Origin of the sequence: Sphingopyxis sp. CCNWLW2, assembly GCF_037095755.1 — a bacterium.
Classification (GTDB): Bacteria; Pseudomonadota; Alphaproteobacteria; order Sphingomonadales; family Sphingomonadaceae; genus Sphingopyxis.
Genome location: NZ_JBAWKJ010000002.1, coordinates 264,376 through 280,869 on the forward strand (window position 1 = coordinate 264,376; position 16,494 = coordinate 280,869).

The window sequence follows — 16,494 nt, forward strand, 5'->3', positions numbered from 1 at the left end:
AGGGGTTAACATGAAGTCGAATTCGCGCGCCGTAATGCGGTCGAATCTGTCGCGTGCCGCGCTCGCGGCGGCGATGCTTGTGGGCGCGCAGCCCGCCTGGGCCGCTGAAGACGCGGCCGAGAGCGGCGGGGCGGGCGAGACGATCGTCGTAACCGGCCTCCGCGAAGCCAGTGTCTCGTCGGCGACCAAGACGGGAACCCCGCTGATCGAAACGGCGCAGACGATCACGGTGATCGACAGCGAAGAGCTGGAGCGCCGCAATGCGATCTCGCTCAACCAGGCGGTGGGCTATGTCGCCGGCGTCGCGGCGAACCAGCGCGGCGGCACGGTGTCGCGTTACGACCAGATGTATCTGCGCGGCTTTTCGCCCGGCTTTTTCCTCGACGGCATGCGACTGATCGCGGGCCCCTATTCGACCCCGCAGACCGATTTCAACCGCATCGAGCAGATCGACATTATGAAGGGGCCGGCCTCGGTCCTCTATGGCAACGGCACCCCGGGTGGCCTCATCAACCTGTCGAGCAAGAAGCCCGAAGCCGAAGCGTTCGGCCGTTTCGAGGCGCAGGTCGGCAATTATGACAGCCTGCGCTTCGTCGGCGACATCAACCAGCCGCTCGATGCCGAGGGCAAGTGGCGCGTGCGTCTTGTCGGCGGGTGGCAGAAGGCCGACGGCTTCACCAAGCGCACCGAGAGCGAGCGCTATCACATCAGCCCGATGATCGCCTTCGCGCCCGACGATCAGACGAATATCACGCTCATCGCATCCTATCAGCACGCGCCATCGGGCAGCGGCTATTCGGGCGTGCCAGCCTATGGCAGCGTGCTGCTGAACCCCAATGGCCCGATCGAATATCATCTCAACACCGGCGATCCGGCCTATGAAGTCTACGACCACAAGCAGAAATCGGTCGCGCTCTTGTTCCGGCGCGAGTTCAACGAACATCTGGCGTTCCGCTCGAACGTCCGGTTCCAGAACAACAAGCTGAGCTACCGCCAGCTTTACGTCGGTGGTTTTGCGACGACGGGCACCGGCCTCAACATCAACACCGATTATTCGACGATCATCCGCGGCGGCGGCGGCGCCGACGAGGATTTCGACACGCTGACGATGGACAGCAGCTTCAACGCGAAGTTCGAAACCGCGGGGATCGAGCACGACATATTGGTCGGCCTCGATTATCTCCGCATCACCGGCGAGAATTTCCAGCAGTTCAATACCGGCCAGACGACCAACCCGCTCACGAGCATCCCGAACCTCAACCTCTACGCGCCCGTATATGGCGTCGGCATCCCCAGCCTCGACCTGAAGCTGCTCTCACCCGCCTACACGAACAGCTATACCACCCGCGACCAGACCGGCATCTATATCCAGGACCAGGTGAAAATCGGCGGGCTCCACCTGATCGCCAGCGGCCGGTGGGACTCCTATGACCAGCGCACGCTCAACAAGAAGAACCGCGTGCTGACGCCGCTCTCGCAAAGCGCCTTCACGATGCGCTTTGGCGCGCTCTATGAGTTCGAATTCGGCCTGTCGCCCTATGTGAGCTACACCGAATCCTTCGAACCGCAGGCGGGCGCCGACTATCTCGGCAATCCCTTCTCGCCGACCACGGGCAATATGTATGAGGCGGGACTGAAATATCAGCCGCGCGGCCTGAATGCGCTCATCACCCTGTCGGCTTACGAACTGAAGCGGCAGAATGTTCCCGTCGGCGATCCGCTCGCGGGCACCGGCGGCCGCCCGGCAAACTCGCAGATCCAGATCGGCGAAACGCGCGTGCGCGGCGTCGAGCTCGAAGCGCGCGGCGAACTCCGCCCCGGACTCGATATCATCTTTGCCGGCACCTACACCGATGCGCTGATCACGCAGGGCGCGCCCGCGGTTGCCGCGTCGGCTCCAACGCTCACCCGGCTCGGCACCACCGGCACGCCCTCGACCACGGGCACCGTCCCGCTCGGCGTGCCCGAATGGCAGGCATCGGGTTTCCTGTCGTACGACTTCGGCCGCGGCGGTGCGGGCGAGGGCCCGCTTGGCGGCCTCAGCCTCGGCGCGGGTTTCCGCTCTGTTGGAGGTTCTTTCGGCTCGACGAGCTACAAGGTCGTGAACAGCGTGACGACCTTCGAACTGTTCAAGACGAAGAGCTTTACGCTGTTCGATGCGATGCTCGCCTACGACCTCGGCCATGCCAGCCCGGCGCTGGACGGCCTCAGCGTCGCGGTGAACGCGCAGAATCTGTTCGACAAGCAGCATGTGTCGTCCTGCTTCTTCTCGAACAGCTGCTATTTCGGCGCATCGCGGACGGTCGTGGGGTCGCTGCGCTATAAGTGGTGAGATATCGTCCGGTTGAACCGGGCGAAGAGGCGAACAGCCGGCTTTCGGATAGCGCGATCCGAAAGCCGGCTGTTCGTTTGCCAGCTGAAGCCTATCTGTTCCGCCTTGGTCAGCGACTTCAGAATTATGGGGTAGCGACCACCGCGGTGATCACATGATGAAAGTGGTCAGACGTTGCGGTAACCGACCTTCCACGGATCAGAGTTTTCCTTCATGCCCGGTAGGTAGGGCGCCAGCAGGTCGAGGTCGCCATAGTCGTAGCTGAGCTTGGGAAGATCGACCTTGCGCGGCTGGAAGATCAGCGAAAATTCGTTGGAGCCGCGCACGAACTCCGCATCCGACAGATCGACGCCGCATAAAACCGTGTTGTAGGCGAGCAGGCCGGGCGTCCAGAGCGAGACATGGCCACCCCAAAGCCCCCGGTGCGGATCGGGAACGGTGATACAAACCCATCCGCCGGGCGCACAATTTTCGATCAGGCGAGAGATGAACTCGCCCGCGTTTTGCTGATGCTCCAGCACATGGGATGCCCAAACCAGATCGAACCGTTCTTCGCTTTCGTAACGATTGAAGTCGGCGTTGACGATTTCGATCCCGTCTTCGGTCCTGCTGCGTGCGTAGACCGAGGTTCCCAGGTCGATGCACACGACTCGGCTGCCGCTTTCCTTGAATCGCCTGGCATGTTCGCCGCCTCCAGACCCGACATCGAGGACCGCCTTGGGCTGCCGTTTCAATACGTGGTCCAGCGCATAGAGCGCGCGATATTTGATCGGACCGGGGCGGGGGTCGCGAAATATATTCAGGCCGAAAAAGGACAGCCCCGGTGAGAAGGCGTAGGTCAGATTGAGGTTAAGCGCGCTGAGGGTGTTCCTCGCGAACGCCTTCAGCTTACGATGCTGGATGTGCGAAGCGGAATCTGGGGACGTGAAATCTTCGGACACATGGACCTCTCTTTCGGAAAGTCGTCGAGTAGTTGGTGCGATTGTCCGGGTCAATGGCAGTGAAATTCGAAAGCGGAAGGCCGACCGAAAGCAGGGCTTGGGCGCGCTATCAACTTGCAGCGTCTCACCAAATCACGATCTCGCAAAGGCGAACGGTCGAGAACATCGCGCCGGAGCTGTTGCGGTCGTTTGTCTTGAAATTGGTGAGCCCTGCTGGGTTCGAACCAGCGACCTACTGATTAAAAGTCAGTTGCTCTACCGACTGAGCTAAGGGCCCATCGCGGCGCCGTCGAAGCGGGCTTGCGAAGTGAGCCGTCGCCCTAGTGCGCCGATGCGTCCCGGTCAACCGGCTTCGGACGCGAAAGTCGCGCGGCGAGTTGACGGACGCTGCGGCCGTGCAGCGGATGCTGCCATTCGGGGACGATCGCGCGCAGCGGGCCGAGCACGAACGCACGCTGTTCAATGGCGGGATGCGGGATGGTGAGCGCGCCGTCGGACCAGGTGCCGCCCGACCAGAGCAGGATGTCGAGGTCGAGCGTCCGCGCGCTCCAGCGCTGGCCGGTGCGGCGGCCGAAGCTCGCCTCGATCGCCTGCAGCCGTGCGAGCATTTCGGGCGGACTGAGCGGTGAGGCGACGAGCGCGACGGCGTTCGCGTAGCGCCGGCGCGACGGGCCGAGCGGGTCGCTCGCGATGATCGGGCTCGCGTCGACTGCCTCGATATCGGCACTCTCCAGCGCCGCCAGCGCGGCGAGCAGCACCGCGCGCGGGTCGCCGAACCGCGCATGGCGCCGATTCGATCCGAGCCCGATGGCATAGAGGGGAAGCGGCATTGCGTTGCTCATGGCGCAGCGCCTATCGCAGATGCGTGGAAATTGACAGCCCATTACCCGGAACCGAGCCGCCGCGTGACTGCCCGCGCTGTCCGCGGCTCGTTGCTTTGCGGCGCGAATGTCAAATTGAGCACCCCGATTGGTGGAACGCGCCGGTCCATGCATTCGGCGATCCCGACGCCTGGCTCGCTTTTGCGGGACTCGCGCCGGGCAAGCATGGCGCGAACCGGACCGGCCGGCCTTTCACGGGCGATTATGCGGGCGATCTGTTGTTTGCGACGCTTGCCGAGTTCGAGCTGAGTAAGGGGGCTTACGACGCGCGGATCGACGATGGGCTGACGCTCGACGGCGCGATTATCGTCAACAGCGTCAAATGCCTGCCGCCGCAGAACAAGCCGACACCGGTGGAAATCGCGAACTGTCGGCCGTTTTTCGAGATGCAGTTGGCAGCGTTGCCGAATGTTCGCGTGATCATCGCGTTAGGACGGATCGCGCATGACGCCACGCTAAGGGCGGCGGGCGCCCGCCTCGCGGGCTCCCCCTTCGGCCACGGCGCAGTGCATATGCTGCCCGATGGACGGCATCTGATCGATAGCTACCACTGCTCGCGCTACAACACGAACACCGGGCGGCTGACGCCAGAAATGTTCGCCGATGTCTTCCGGACCGCGCTGGCGCTGAAGAATCAGACCAGCGGGCCGAATTCCTCGACCAGCCCGCGGTAAAGCACGCGCTTGAACGGGACGATCAGCTTCTCGATCTCGTTCAGCTCGGCCCATTTCCACGCGCGAAATTCCTGATGCTTGGTGTGGATGTTGACGTCGCCATCCTCACCCATGAAACGCATCAGGAACCAGTGCTGGCGCTGGCCGCGATATTTACCGCCCCACATCTTGCCGATCAGATGGTCGGGCAGGTCATAAAAATATTCCTCGCGGCTGCGCGCGATGATTTCGACCAGCCCGCCATGGACGCCGGTTTCCTCGCTGAGTTCGCGGATTGCCGCTTGCTCGGCATCTTCGCCATCGTCGATCCCACCCTGCGGCATCTGCCACGCCTCGCTCGACGTATCGAGCCGCTGGCCGACGAAGACGCGGCCGTCGCGATTGGCGAGCATGACGCCCGCGCAGGGGCGATAGGGGAGGGAGCTATGATCGATCATGCCGCCCCGGTAGCTTCGGCGACGATCGCTTTCAATACGGTCAATGCCCCGCGAATATCTTCTTTGGCGCTCGGAATCCCCTGCGCCAGGTTGATATAGCCGTGGATCGTGCCCGCCGCCTCGCGATAGGTGGTGGGCACCCCGGCCTCGATCAGCTTCGCCGCATAGGCGCGGCCCTGGTCGCGCAGCGGGTCGAGCCCGGCAGTGATCAGGAGCGTCGGAGGCAGACCCTCGGCCGAAAAATCGAGCGGCGACGCGCGGTAGTCGGCGGGGTCGGCGGCGTAGTGATTGCCGAACCACGTCATGCTGCCCTGCGTCAGCAAATGGCCTTCGCCAAAATCGCGATAGCTTTGCCAATCATCGTGCGTCGTCACGGCGGGATAGATGGGGTGGATCGCGATCACAGGCTTCGAAGCCGGCTTGTCGCGCAGCGTAAGCGCGGTCGCGATCGTCAGATTCCCCCCGGCGCTTTCACCCGAGAGCACAAGCCCCGTGCAGGGGATATTGTCGGCGACCCAGCGCGTCGCGGCTTCGCAATCGATTGGTGCGGCGGGGAAGGGATGTTCGGGGGCGAGACGATAATCTACCGCGATCACGGGCATGTCGAGCAGCCGTGCCGCCTCGGCGCAATAGGCGTCATGCGTGTCGAGATCGCCGATCACCCAGCCGCCGCCGTGATAAAAGACCATCACCGGGCCGGTTTCGCGGTCCGGGCGATTGTCATAGATGCGGATGGCGATCTCACCGGCGGGGCCGGGGATGGTGCGATTCTCGACCTGCCTGATCTCGCCGCGCGGCACATCGGCGAGCTGGCCCATCACGCGAAACATTTCGCGCGCGCCTTCGGGCGGCATCTCTTCCATCTTCGGGCCTTCCTGCGCATTCAGGAAGGCAAGGAAAGCCGCCACGTCGGGGCGCGTAAAATGGGTGGTGCCGTCGGTCATCTGCGTCTCTCCCTGATCGCTGTTTTCGCCATGCTATTCGGGATCGGCGGGGCAAATTCAATCCCGAAATGAAACTCACCTGCGCTTCACGCTTTGCACGGTACAATTTTTTCTCAATTGCGGCTTGGCGCTCACCGGCCTAGGCCGATGTCACAGGTTCGCAAGATTTGAGGCAGAAGAGATAATGGCGACAGCGGTAGTGGACCAGGCCGACAAACGGCAGTCCCCCCTTTCGGATGCGGTAGTTGTACGATTTGCCGGGGACAGTGGCGACGGGATGCAGTTGACCGGCGGTCAATTCACTCTGTCCTCCGCGCTGGCGGGCAACGACTTTGCGACCTTCCCCGATTTCCCCGCAGAAATCCGCGCGCCGCAGGGCACGCTGTTCGGCGTGTCGGCGTTCCAGATCAATTTCGGATCATCGGCGATCGACACCGCGGGCGATGCCCCCGACGTGCTCGTCGCGATGAACCCCGCCGCGCTCAAGACCAACGTGCCGCAATTGAAGCAGGGCGGCCTGATCATCGCCGACGAGGGCGAGTTCAACGACCGCAACCTCGCCAAGGCGAAATATGAGGCGAACCCGCTCGACGACGGCAGCCTCGCGAAATGGCAGTTGCTCAAGCTCAACATCAGCCAGCTGACGATGGATGCCGTGAAGCCGTTCGGGCTCGGCAACAAGGAAGCCTTGCGCTGCAAGAATATGTGGACGCTGGGGCTCGCGCTCTGGATGTTCGACCGCGACCGCCAGCCGCTGATCGACTGGCTCAACGCGAAGTTCGCGAAGGCGCCCGATCTCGCCGCCGCGAACGTCGCCGCGCTCAATGCAGGGCACGCCTATGGCGAGACCGCCGAACTCGCGGGGCCGCTCAAACAGCATCATGTCGATCCCGCGCCGGTCGCGCCCGGCCTCTACCGCACGCTGACCGGCGCCGAGGGCATCGCGCTCGGCCTCGTCGCGGGCGCGCAGCTCGCCAAGCTGCCGATGTTCTTCGGCGGTTATCCGATCACCCCGGCCTCGGCGATCCTGCATCATTTGTCGCGGCTCAAGGAATATGACGTCACGACCTTCCAGGCCGAGGACGAAATCGCCGCCATCTGTTCGGCGATCGGCGCCAGCTATGGCGGCTCGCTGGGCGTCACGTCGTCATCGGGCCCCGGCATTGCGCTGAAGGGCGAGGCGATGGGCCTTGCGATTATGACCGAGCTGCCGCTCGTCATCGTCAACTCGCAGCGCGGCGGCCCCTCGACGGGCCTGCCGACGAAGACCGAGCAGTCCGATCTCTATCAGGCGGTCTATGGCCGCAACGGTGACGCGCCGATGCCCGTGGTCGCCGCGCGCTCGCCCGGCGACGCGTTCGAATGCGCGATCGAGGCGGTGCGCATCGCGGTGCAATATATGACCCCGGTGATGCTGCTCACCGACGGCTATATCGCCAATGCGGCGGAGCCGTGGGCGGTGCCCGATCTCACGACCTACGAAGCCTTCCCGGTCGAATTCCTCACCGAAGCGCCCGAGGGCGGGTTCAAGCCCTATGGCCGCGATGAAAATCTCAAGCGTCCGTGGGTGAAGCCGGGTACGCCGGGCCTGCTCCACCGGATCGGCGGGATCGAGAAGGAACTCGACACCGGGCACATCAACTATGCGCCCGAAAACCATCAGGCGATGACCGATATCCGCAAGGACAAGATCGACGGCATCAAGGTCCCCGACCAGGTCGTCGAACTCGGTGCCGAGGGCGGCAAGCTCGCGGTCGTCGGCTGGGGCTCGACCTTCGGGCCGATCCATCAGGCGGTGCGTCGCAAGCGCGCCGAAGGGCTCGACGTCAGCCATGTCCATATCCGCCATATCTGGCCGCTGCCCGCCAATCTCGGCGAATTGCTCAAGAGCTATGACAAGGTGATCGTGCCCGAGATGAACACCGGCCAGCTCAAGACGGTGCTGCGCGACCAGTATCTGGTCGATGCCAAGCCGGTGAACAAGGTGTCGGGCCAGCCCTTCACCATCGCCGAAATCGAAGCCGCCATCGAGGAGGCACTCAAGTGAACGAGATGACGACCATCGCGCGGACGACGACGCTCAAGGATTGGGAAACCGATCAGGAAGTCCGCTGGTGCCCCGGGTGCGGCGACTATGCGATCCTGAAGGCGGTGCAGCGCACGATGCCCGAAATCGGCACGACGCCCGAAAACACCGTCTTCGTCAGCGGCATCGGCTGCTCGTCGCGCTTCCCCTATTATATGGAAACCTATGGTTTCCACACGATCCACGGCCGCGCGCCGGCGTTCGCGACGGGGCTGAAGCTCGCCAACCCGGACCTCGACATCTGGATCGTCACCGGCGATGGCGACGGGCTGTCGATCGGCGGCAATCACACGATGCACCTGATCCGCCGCAACCTCGATTGCCAGATCATGCTGTTCAACAACGAGATCTATGGTCTTACAAAAGGGCAATATTCTCCGACCAGCCGCGTCGGGACGACCAGCCCGTCGACCCCCTATGGCTCGGTCGACCGCCCGGCGCAGCCCGCGGCCTTCGCGCTCGGCGCGGGCGCGCGTTTCGTCGCGCGCGGTTTCGACGTGTCGAAGGAATTGCCGAACGTGCTGAAAGCAGCGCACGCCCATAAGGGCGCGGCCTTTATCGAGATTTTCCAGAACTGTATCGTCTATAATAAAGACGTGTTCGAAGATTTCGCCGCGCCGAAGGGCGCCGAGGATCGCCAGCTGTGGCTCAAGAATGGCGAGCCGATGGTCTATGCCAAGGGCACCAAGGGCATCGCGCTCGACGCCGAGGCGCTGCACCTCAAGACCGTCGATGTCGTCGACGGCGACTGGCAGGCCGCGGGGGTGATCGTCCACGACGTCACCAACCGCAGCGTCGCGCACATGCTCGTCGAAATGCGCTTTGGCGAGTTCCCGATGGCGCTCGGCGTCCTCTACGACGACCCGCGCCCGACCTTCGAGGCCGATGTCGTCCGGCAGAACAAGGCGGCGGCCGAGGGCAAGACGGCCGACCTCCAAAGCCTACTCAAGAAGGGGCAGACCTGGACGGTGACCGAGGGCGGACCCGAACTCTGATCTCGCCGCGGCACCGCGTGTCGGATCTATAGCCCGGGATGGACAATCTCACCCACAGCCTCGTCGGCGCGGTTCTGGGCCAGATGGGGCTCAAGAAGAAAACCGGCCTCGCGATGCCGACGTTGATCATCGCGGCGAACCTGCCCGATATCGACGCGACCTGCGCGATCTACGGGATCGAATCGCTGTCGATGCGGCGCGGGATCACCCACGGGCCCGTCGCGCTGCTGCTACTGCCGATCATCCTATGGGCCTTGATGCTCGCCTTCGACCGCTGGCAGGGCCGGCGCGGAAAAAGGCCGGCGGAGCGGCTCCCGGTTCACAAGGGCTGGCTGCTCGCGCTCGCCTATATCGGCTGCCTCAGCCATCCGGCACTCGATTGGCTCAACAATTACGGCATCCGCCTGCTCGAGCCGTTCAGCCATCGCTGGTTCTACGGCGACAGCATCTTCATCATCGACCTGTGGATATGGATCGCGCTTGCCGTGTCGCTCTGGCTGTCGCTGCGCGGCGAGCGGCGCGGGGCGGCGAACTGGCGGCGCCCGGCGTGGATCGGCTTCACCGCCGTGTGCGCCTATATTTTCGTCAACGGCGTCATCACCGGCGCCGCCGAGCGCATGGCCTCGCGCGCGCTTGAAGCGGGCGGCCAGAAGGATGCGCTCGTCGTCGCGAGCCCGCCGCCGCTCGCCTTCTGGAAACGCGATATCTTCTGGCGGACCGCCGACCGCTACGGCACCGCAAGCTTCGTTCCGGGCGCCGGTGGCAGCGTCGATCTGACCGGCGCACCGACCGGCATGGACGATCCGCGCCTCGCGACCTGGGTCAAGGCCGATCCCGCAGCGCGCGCTTTCCTCTTCTGGTCGCGCATGCCGGTGGCGCAAAGCGATGGCGATGCGATCCTGCTGCGCGACCAGCGTTTCATGCACCCGCTGGCGCAGGACCGATTCCAGGTCCGCCTGACCGCCCCCGATACCGCGAGCCATCCCGAATGAGCGCGCCCGCGTGACGTCATGGCGCCGCGTGTTTCAACCGATTGTCAGCGCGATGCGTTTGAGGCAGGAAGGTGACAATGAACACGCATGTCAGCCCGCGCCGCGGTAAGGAACTGCTCCGCGCCGACCGTGCCTATCGCTCGGGCGGCGGCATGGCGCGGCTGATCGCGCTGGCGCCCGCGAGCCTCTTTCACCGCATGCTCGACCGGATCGATGCAGGACTCGCCCAGGGTACGATCGAGAGCCATCTGCCCGACGGCAGCGTGCGGCTGCTTGGCGGACGCGGCAAGGGGCCGGTTGCGGTGGTGCATCTCCACAGCTGGGCCGCGCTCGCGCGGCTGGCGCTGTCGGGTTCGGTGGGCTGGTATCGCGCATGGGAAGCCGGCGAATGGTCCTCACCCGACCCGGTGCCGCTGTTCGACCTTTTCATGCGCAACGGCGAAGCCTTGGGCAATGTCGGGCGAGCGCATGGACCGTGGCGCTGGCTGAACAAGGCGATCCACGCGCTCCATCGCAACGACCGGCGCGGCGCAAAGCGGAACATCCACGCCCACTATGATTTGGGCAATGATTTTTATCGCTTGTGGCTCGATCCGAGCATGAATTATTCGAGCGCGCTGTTCACCGATCCCGGGCAATCGCTCGAAGAGGCGCAGGCGGCCAAGGTAGACGCGATCCTCGACAGGCTCGATTTGCGGTCGGGAAGCCGGCTGCTCGAGATCGGCTGCGGCTGGGGGGCGCTCGCTGAGCGTGCAGTCGAACGCCACGACGTGCTCTATACCGGGATTACCTTGTCGCCCGCGCAGGCCGAAATCGCCGACGCGCGGCTTGCCGCGGTCGACCTGTCGGACCGCTCGCGCATCGAAATCTGCGATTACCGCGACGCGCAGGGACCGTATGACGCGATCGCCAGCGTCGAGATGGTCGAAGCGGTCGGCGAGGCCTATTGGCCCGCCTATCTCGACGCGATCGCGCGGCTTCTGCGCCCCGGCGGCAAGGCGGCGATCCAATATATATTGATCAACGACGCGCTGTTCGAACGCTATGCCGCGAGCAGCGACTTCATCCAGGCCTATATCTTCCCGGGCGGCTGCCTGATTTCGGAAAGCCGCTTTCGCGCGCTTGCCGAGGCGCGCGGCCTCGCGTGGCGCGACGTGCGGCGGTTCGGTGGCGACTATGCCGAAACGCTGCGCCAGTGGCGCGAGCGTTTCGATGCGGCGGTCGCGGCCGACCAGCTGCCGTCGGGCTTCGACGCGCGTTTCGTGCGGCTATGGCGCTATTATCTGCAATATTGCGAGGGGGGCTTTCGCGGCGGCGGTATCGACGTTGCGCAAGTCACGCTCGAAAAGACAGCCTGAAAACAGGGGAGAGACGTACATGCGAAGATTTTTGGCGGCGGTGCTGCTGTGCACCGCGGCGGCGGGGTGTAGCGCGCCCGCACCGACCGAGACCATCGATAAACTGCCAAAGGATCTGAATGTGCTGTTCTGGACCCAGGATCAACGCGACGCCGCCTTCCGCACGATGGAGACGGTGCCCAAGGTCGTCGTCAACACAGTGAAGGCGGGCGGGCCCGTCTATCCGCTGCCTCAGGGCAAGCCGATCGACCTCGGCGATATCGATGCCCATATGGCGAAGCAGCGCAATGCGGGGCTGATCATCGTTCAGGACGGCAAGGTTCGCCTCGAAAAATATGCCCTCGGCTATGGCGCCGCGGGCCGCTGGACAAGCTTTTCGGTTGCCAAGAGCTTCACCTCGACCCTCGTCGGCGCGGCGGTGAAGGACGGCTATATCAAGAGCCTCGACGACAAGGTTACCGTCTATATCCCGGGCCTCAAGGGCTCGGCCTATGACGATGTCTCGGTGAAGCAGCTGCTGACGATGACTTCGGGCGTCAAATGGAACGAGGACTATACCGATCCCAAGTCCGACGTCGCGCTGTTCAACCTGCAAAAGCCGGTGGCGGGCGAGGACATAACGGTCAGCTATATGAAGACCTTGCCGCGCGAAGCGCCCGCGGGTTCGAAGTGGGTGTACAAGACCGGCGAGACCAATTTGATCGGCGTTCTGGTGTCGAGCGCGACGGGCAAGACGCTGTCGGCCTATCTGTCCGAAAAGGTCTGGAAGCCGTTCGGCATGGAACAGGACGCGGTGTGGATGCTCGGCGCGACGGGCCACGAGATCAGCGGCTGCTGCATGTCGGCAAGTCTCAAGGATTATGCGCGCTTCGGGCAGTTCATCCTGAACGGCGGGGTCGCGGGCGGGAAGAAAGTGCTGCCCGACGACTGGCTTCCCGCCGCGACGACGAAGCAGGCGGGGATCGACCTGCCGGGCCGCGGCTACGGCTATCAATGGTGGACGAACGACGATGGCAGCTTCGCCGCGCAGGGCATCTTCGGGCAGGGCATCTTCATCGATCCGAAGCGGGGGCTGGTGATCGCGTCGAACGGCAACTGGCCGACCGCGACCGATCCCGAGGGCGTCGGCGCGGCGCGCGAGGCGTTCTACAAGAGCGTGCAGGCCGCTGTGGACAACGAAGCCGCACGGGCGGGTGCTCGATGAACGGAGATGTTCTGAGCCGCGTAGCCCCCCAAGTTGAAGCGAACATTCAACCCGGCCGAACGCATCGGGGATGATTGAAGCGGGCTTCTGGGGGCTTGTCAGCGGATCGGCACTGATCCTGGGCGCTCTGATTGCCTATTTTTTTACGCTGCCCCAGCGGTTGATCGCCGGAATCATGGCGCTTGGGGCTGGCGTTCTGATTTCCGCTGTGGCGTTTGACCTGGTCGATGAAGCATCGCAGCAAGGCGGGATCGGGGCGACCGCTGCGGGGTTCATCGGTGGCACGCTGATGTACACCATCGCCAACATCGTCGTCGCGCGGCAGGGCGCGCGACATCGCAAACGGTCGGGTTGGAACCAAAGGGAAAGCCAGCCCCATGCCGACAGCGGCGGCGGCATGGCAATTGCGGTCGGCGCCCTGCTCGACGGCATACCGGAATCGATCGTCATCGGGGCCAGTCTTATCGAGGGCGGGGCGGTGAGTACCGTCACAGTCGCGGCGGTCTTTCTATCCAATGTGCCCGAAGGTCTGTCGAGCGCCGCCGGGATGAAGAGGGCGGGACGCGGGCCAGCCTATATCTTCGGGGTGTGGACCTGTATCGCCTTGGCCTCGGGACTGGCGGCGATGCTCGGCAACGTCGCGCTGGCGGAGGCCGCGCCGGAGACGCTTGCGGCCGTGATGGCGGTCGCGGCAGGCGCGATTCTCGCCATGCTGGTCGATACGATGATCCCCGAAGCCACCGAGGAAACCCACGACTATAGCGGTCTGATCGCCGCCATAGGTTTCCTGTCGGCATTCATGCTGAGCAAGTGGGGCGGATGACGGGTATCCGCCTCGCGGCTATGAGAGCCCCCCCGAAGGCCGGAGACGAGTTTTTTATTCGGTGACGATACTCGCCGCGCGCTGGGCCAGCCAGACCGCGGCAAGCGGGACAGCGACGCCCAGCGCCATGATCCACCATGCGTCGGCGAGCGTCACGGCGCGATACAGCGCCGCGCCAATCACCGCGCCGGCGACGATCCAGCCAGCGCCGGTTCCGGCCGAGATGCGCATCGCGAACCAGCTGCCGCCAAAGGTGCCGATAAACCAGCCGACGATCAGCGCGATCGTAGATCCGATCGGGATCAGGATTTCGCCGCTGTCGGGATCATAGACGTCGGGCGAAATTTCGCTGCCGGCATATTGGGCGAGCCAGATCAGCCCGAACGCAACGGCGATGCCGATCACCGCGGCAATCGCCGTTCGCAAAATATCCTTGGTCATTCCCGCGCCCTCGCAAACCCTCTTATGCGAGCGTCTTAGCGCAGGAAAACGAAGATGGCGTTAAGCTTTTTCCATGACCTTGGGCAGCGCATGGAACGCGGTGCTGTCGAAGCCTTCGACCATCAGCTTGGCGACAAATTCGCCGACGGCCGCCGGATCCTTGATGCTCTGCGGATCTTCGCCCGGATAGGCGCGCGCGCGCATCTGTGTCCGCGTGCCGCCGGGATCGAGGATCGCGGTGCGCACGGTCGAGATGTTGCGCATTTCGGCGCCATAGCTGGTGACGAGCGTCTCGAATGCCGCCTTCGACGCGGCATAGGCGCCCCAATAGGCGCGCGGCTCGCGCGCGACGCCGCTCGACAGCGCGATCAGCCGGCCGTTCGCGGCGCGGCGCAGCAGCGGGTCGAAATTGGCGATCAGCGCCTGCTGCGCGATCAGGTTCAGCGTCAGCAGCTTGTTGAATTCCTTGCCGTCGATTGCGGCAACGGGGGTCAGCGTGCCGAGCATCGCGGCGTTGAGCACGAGCATGTCGAGCTGCTGCCAGCGTTCGGCGATCGCGCTCGCGAGGCGCGCGATGCTGTCGCCGTCGGTCAGGTCTAGCGGCGCGATCGTCGCGCTGCCGCCGGCTTCGTGGATGCGGTCTTCGAGTTCTTCGAGCCCGCCCGCGGTGCGCGCGGTGATCACGACATGCGCGCCGCGTGAAGCGAGCGATTCGGCGATCGCTTCGCCGATGCCGCGGCTCGCCCCGGTAACGAGCGCGACCTGGCCCGCCAATTCTTTAGACGTCACAGTCATTGTGTCAGACAACCCGTTCGGCAAGCAGCGAAAATTGATCTTCTAACCCATGCTCGTCGAAATCGGTCAGCGTGGTCGGATAGTCGCCGGTAAAGCAGGCATCGCAATATTTCGGCGCGTCGTCGCTGCGCTTCGCTTCGCCGAGCGCGCGATAGAGGCCGTCGATCGAAATGAAGGACAGGCTGTCGGCGTTGATGAAATTCGCCATCTGCCCGACGCTCATCTGCGCCGCGAGCAATTTGGCGCGTTCGGGCGTGTCGACGCCATAGAAGCAGCTGTGCTGCGTCGGCGGGCTCGCGATGCGCATATGCACCTCGGTCGCGCCGGCATCGCGCATCATCTGCACGATTTTCAGGCTCGTCGTGCCGCGCACGATCGAATCGTCGATCAGCACGATGCGCTTGCCTGCGATCAGCGCGCGGTTGGCGTTGTGCTTCAATTTCACGCCGAGATGGCGGACCTTGTCGCCCGGCTGGATGAAGGTGCGCCCGACATAGTGCGAGCGGATGATGCCGAGTTCGAACGGAATGCCCGATTCCTGCGCATAACCGATCGCCGCGGGCGTGCCCGAATCGGGGACCGGGATGACGAGGTCGGCCTCGACCGGATTCTCGCGCGCCAGTTCGGCGCCGATCGCCTTGCGCACCGAATAGACGCTCGTCCCGTCGACGATCGAATCGGGGCGCGAGAAATAGACATATTCGAAGATGCACGGGCGCGCCGGATGGTCGGCGAAGGGGCGGTGCGAGGTGAGCTGGCCGTCGCGGATGGTGACAAGCTCGCCCGGCTCTACCGAGCGCACGAATTCGGCGCCAACGACGTCGAGCGCGACGGTTTCCGATGCGAGGATATGCGCATCGCCGAGCTTGCCGATCACGAGCGGGCGGATGCCGAGCGGGTCGCGGCAGCCGATCATGCCCTCGGCGGTCAGGCAGATCAGCGAATAGGCGCCCTCGACCTGCTTCAGCGCGTCGATGAACCGGTCGAGCAGCGAGCGGTAATTGGAGGTCGCGACGAGGTGGATGATCACCTCGGTATCGCTGGTCGACTGGAAGATAGAACCGCGGCGAACGAGCACTTTGCGCAGCGCGGCGGCGTTCGAGATATTGCCATTATGTGCAACCGCGAAGCCGCCGGTGGCAAGATCGGCGAACAAGGGCTGGACGTTGCGCAGCGCGGTTTCGCCCGTCGTCGAGTAGCGGACATGGCCGACTGACGAGCCGCCTTGCAGCTGGCGCATGATGTCGTCGCGGTCGAAATTGCCCGCGACATGGCCCATCGCGCGGTGCGTATGGAACTCCTTGCCGTCGAAGGCAGTGATGCCCGCGGCTTCCTGTCCACGGTGCTGCAGGGCGTGAAGGCCCAGCGCGACAACCGCGGCGGCGCTATCGGCGCCATGAATACCAAATACGCCGCACTCCTCGCGGAGCTTGTCGTCGTCGAAAGGATGGGTCGTCAGCATGTCATTCCAGGGGCAGGGGGGCAGTGACTGCGGCGCATATAGGGACGGCAATCGCAAATGTCGCCCCCCTAATCACGGATTTGTCATATGCGCCGCGACGGACGGGGTGACAGCGGCTCCTATCCTGCT

The 16,494-nt window shown here is 64.2% G+C and carries 15 protein-coding genes and 1 tRNA gene; 8 read left to right on the forward strand and 8 right to left on the reverse strand.

The features are described 5' to 3' along the window. Positions 1–10 precede the first annotated feature (10 nt). Positions 11–2,332, forward strand: a complete 2,322-nt coding sequence (locus tag V8J55_RS12345) for a TonB-dependent siderophore receptor (protein WP_336445948.1) — start codon at positions 11–13, stop codon at positions 2,330–2,332. A gap of 167 nt (positions 2,333–2,499) precedes the next feature. On the opposite strand, the gene V8J55_RS12350 is transcribed toward V8J55_RS12345, so the two are convergent. The 3 genes from V8J55_RS12350 to folK all read right to left on the reverse strand — a co-directional run bounded on the left by V8J55_RS12350 (position 2,500) and on the right by folK (position 4,115). Beyond that, positions 2,500–3,273, reverse strand: a complete 774-nt coding sequence (locus V8J55_RS12350) for a class I SAM-dependent methyltransferase (protein WP_336445949.1) — start codon at positions 3,271–3,273, stop codon at positions 2,500–2,502. Between the two features lie 201 nt (positions 3,274–3,474). Then, positions 3,475–3,550 (reverse strand) — tRNA-Lys (locus tag V8J55_RS12355). Positions 3,551–3,593: 43 nt separating this feature from the next. Beyond that, positions 3,594–4,115: a 2-amino-4-hydroxy-6-hydroxymethyldihydropteridine diphosphokinase gene (gene folK / locus V8J55_RS12360; RefSeq protein WP_336445950.1), complete on the reverse strand. Its 522-nt coding sequence runs from the start codon at positions 4,113–4,115 to the stop codon at positions 3,594–3,596. Between the two features lie 23 nt (positions 4,116–4,138). On the opposite strand from folK, the gene V8J55_RS12365 reads away from it, so the two are divergent. Next, positions 4,139–4,828, forward strand: coding sequence for a uracil-DNA glycosylase (locus V8J55_RS12365; protein WP_336445951.1), 690 nt, complete (start codon positions 4,139–4,141; stop codon positions 4,826–4,828). Here the strand turns inward: V8J55_RS12365 and V8J55_RS12370 are convergent. After that, a complete protein-coding gene (locus V8J55_RS12370) occupies positions 4,789–5,265 on the reverse strand; it encodes an RNA pyrophosphohydrolase (RefSeq protein ID WP_336445952.1) in 477 nt (158 codons plus the stop codon). The genes V8J55_RS12365 and V8J55_RS12370 overlap by 40 nt on opposite strands. Further along, on the reverse strand, positions 5,262–6,209 hold the full coding sequence (locus V8J55_RS12375) for an alpha/beta hydrolase (RefSeq protein WP_336445953.1): 948 nt from the start codon (positions 6,207–6,209) through the stop codon (positions 5,262–5,264). Before V8J55_RS12375 ends, V8J55_RS12370 begins: the two co-directional genes overlap by 4 nt. Before the next feature lie 184 nt (positions 6,210–6,393). On the opposite strand from V8J55_RS12375, the gene V8J55_RS12380 reads away from it, so the two are divergent. From V8J55_RS12380 to V8J55_RS12405, 6 genes are all read left to right on the forward strand, one after another. Beyond that, positions 6,394–8,256, forward strand: a complete 1,863-nt coding sequence (locus V8J55_RS12380; protein WP_336445954.1) for a 2-oxoacid:acceptor oxidoreductase subunit alpha — start codon at positions 6,394–6,396, stop codon at positions 8,254–8,256. After that, the gene (locus tag V8J55_RS12385; protein ID WP_037515120.1) at positions 8,253–9,290 is read left to right on the forward strand and encodes a 2-oxoacid:ferredoxin oxidoreductase subunit beta; all 1,038 of its coding nucleotides are present in this window, start codon (positions 8,253–8,255) and stop codon (positions 9,288–9,290) included. Before V8J55_RS12380 ends, V8J55_RS12385 begins: the two co-directional genes overlap by 4 nt. Positions 9,291–9,328: 38 nt before the next feature. Further along, positions 9,329–10,282, forward strand: coding sequence for a metal-dependent hydrolase (locus V8J55_RS12390; protein ID WP_336445955.1), 954 nt, complete (start codon positions 9,329–9,331; stop codon positions 10,280–10,282). Positions 10,283–10,359: 77 nt separating this feature from the next. Beyond that, a complete protein-coding gene (locus tag V8J55_RS12395; RefSeq protein WP_336445957.1) occupies positions 10,360–11,640 on the forward strand; it encodes a cyclopropane-fatty-acyl-phospholipid synthase family protein in 1,281 nt (426 codons plus the stop codon). A 19-nt stretch (positions 11,641–11,659) separates the two neighbouring features. Continuing rightward, a complete protein-coding gene (locus V8J55_RS12400) occupies positions 11,660–12,844 on the forward strand; it encodes a serine hydrolase domain-containing protein (RefSeq protein WP_336445958.1) in 1,185 nt (394 codons plus the stop codon). A gap of 70 nt (positions 12,845–12,914) precedes the next feature. Beyond that, on the forward strand, positions 12,915–13,667 hold the full coding sequence (locus V8J55_RS12405) for a ZIP family metal transporter (RefSeq protein WP_037515125.1): 753 nt from the start codon (positions 12,915–12,917) through the stop codon (positions 13,665–13,667). Positions 13,668–13,721: 54 nt separating this feature from the next. Here the strand turns inward: V8J55_RS12405 and V8J55_RS12410 are convergent, their stop codons facing one another. Genes V8J55_RS12410 through purF form a run of 3 tightly spaced genes read right to left on the reverse strand, consistent with a single transcriptional unit; the run spans position 13,722 to position 16,365 of the window. Further along, complete coding sequence (locus V8J55_RS12410; RefSeq protein ID WP_336445959.1) at positions 13,722–14,108, reverse strand: hypothetical protein; 387 nt, start codon at positions 14,106–14,108, stop codon at positions 13,722–13,724. A 60-nt stretch (positions 14,109–14,168) separates the two neighbouring features. After that, positions 14,169–14,903: an SDR family NAD(P)-dependent oxidoreductase gene (locus V8J55_RS12415; protein ID WP_336445960.1), complete on the reverse strand. Its 735-nt coding sequence runs from the start codon at positions 14,901–14,903 to the stop codon at positions 14,169–14,171. A gap of 4 nt (positions 14,904–14,907) precedes the next feature. Further along, positions 14,908–16,365, reverse strand: a complete 1,458-nt coding sequence (purF, locus tag V8J55_RS12420) for an amidophosphoribosyltransferase (protein ID WP_037515132.1) — start codon at positions 16,363–16,365, stop codon at positions 14,908–14,910. Positions 16,366–16,494: the final 129 nt, after the last annotated feature.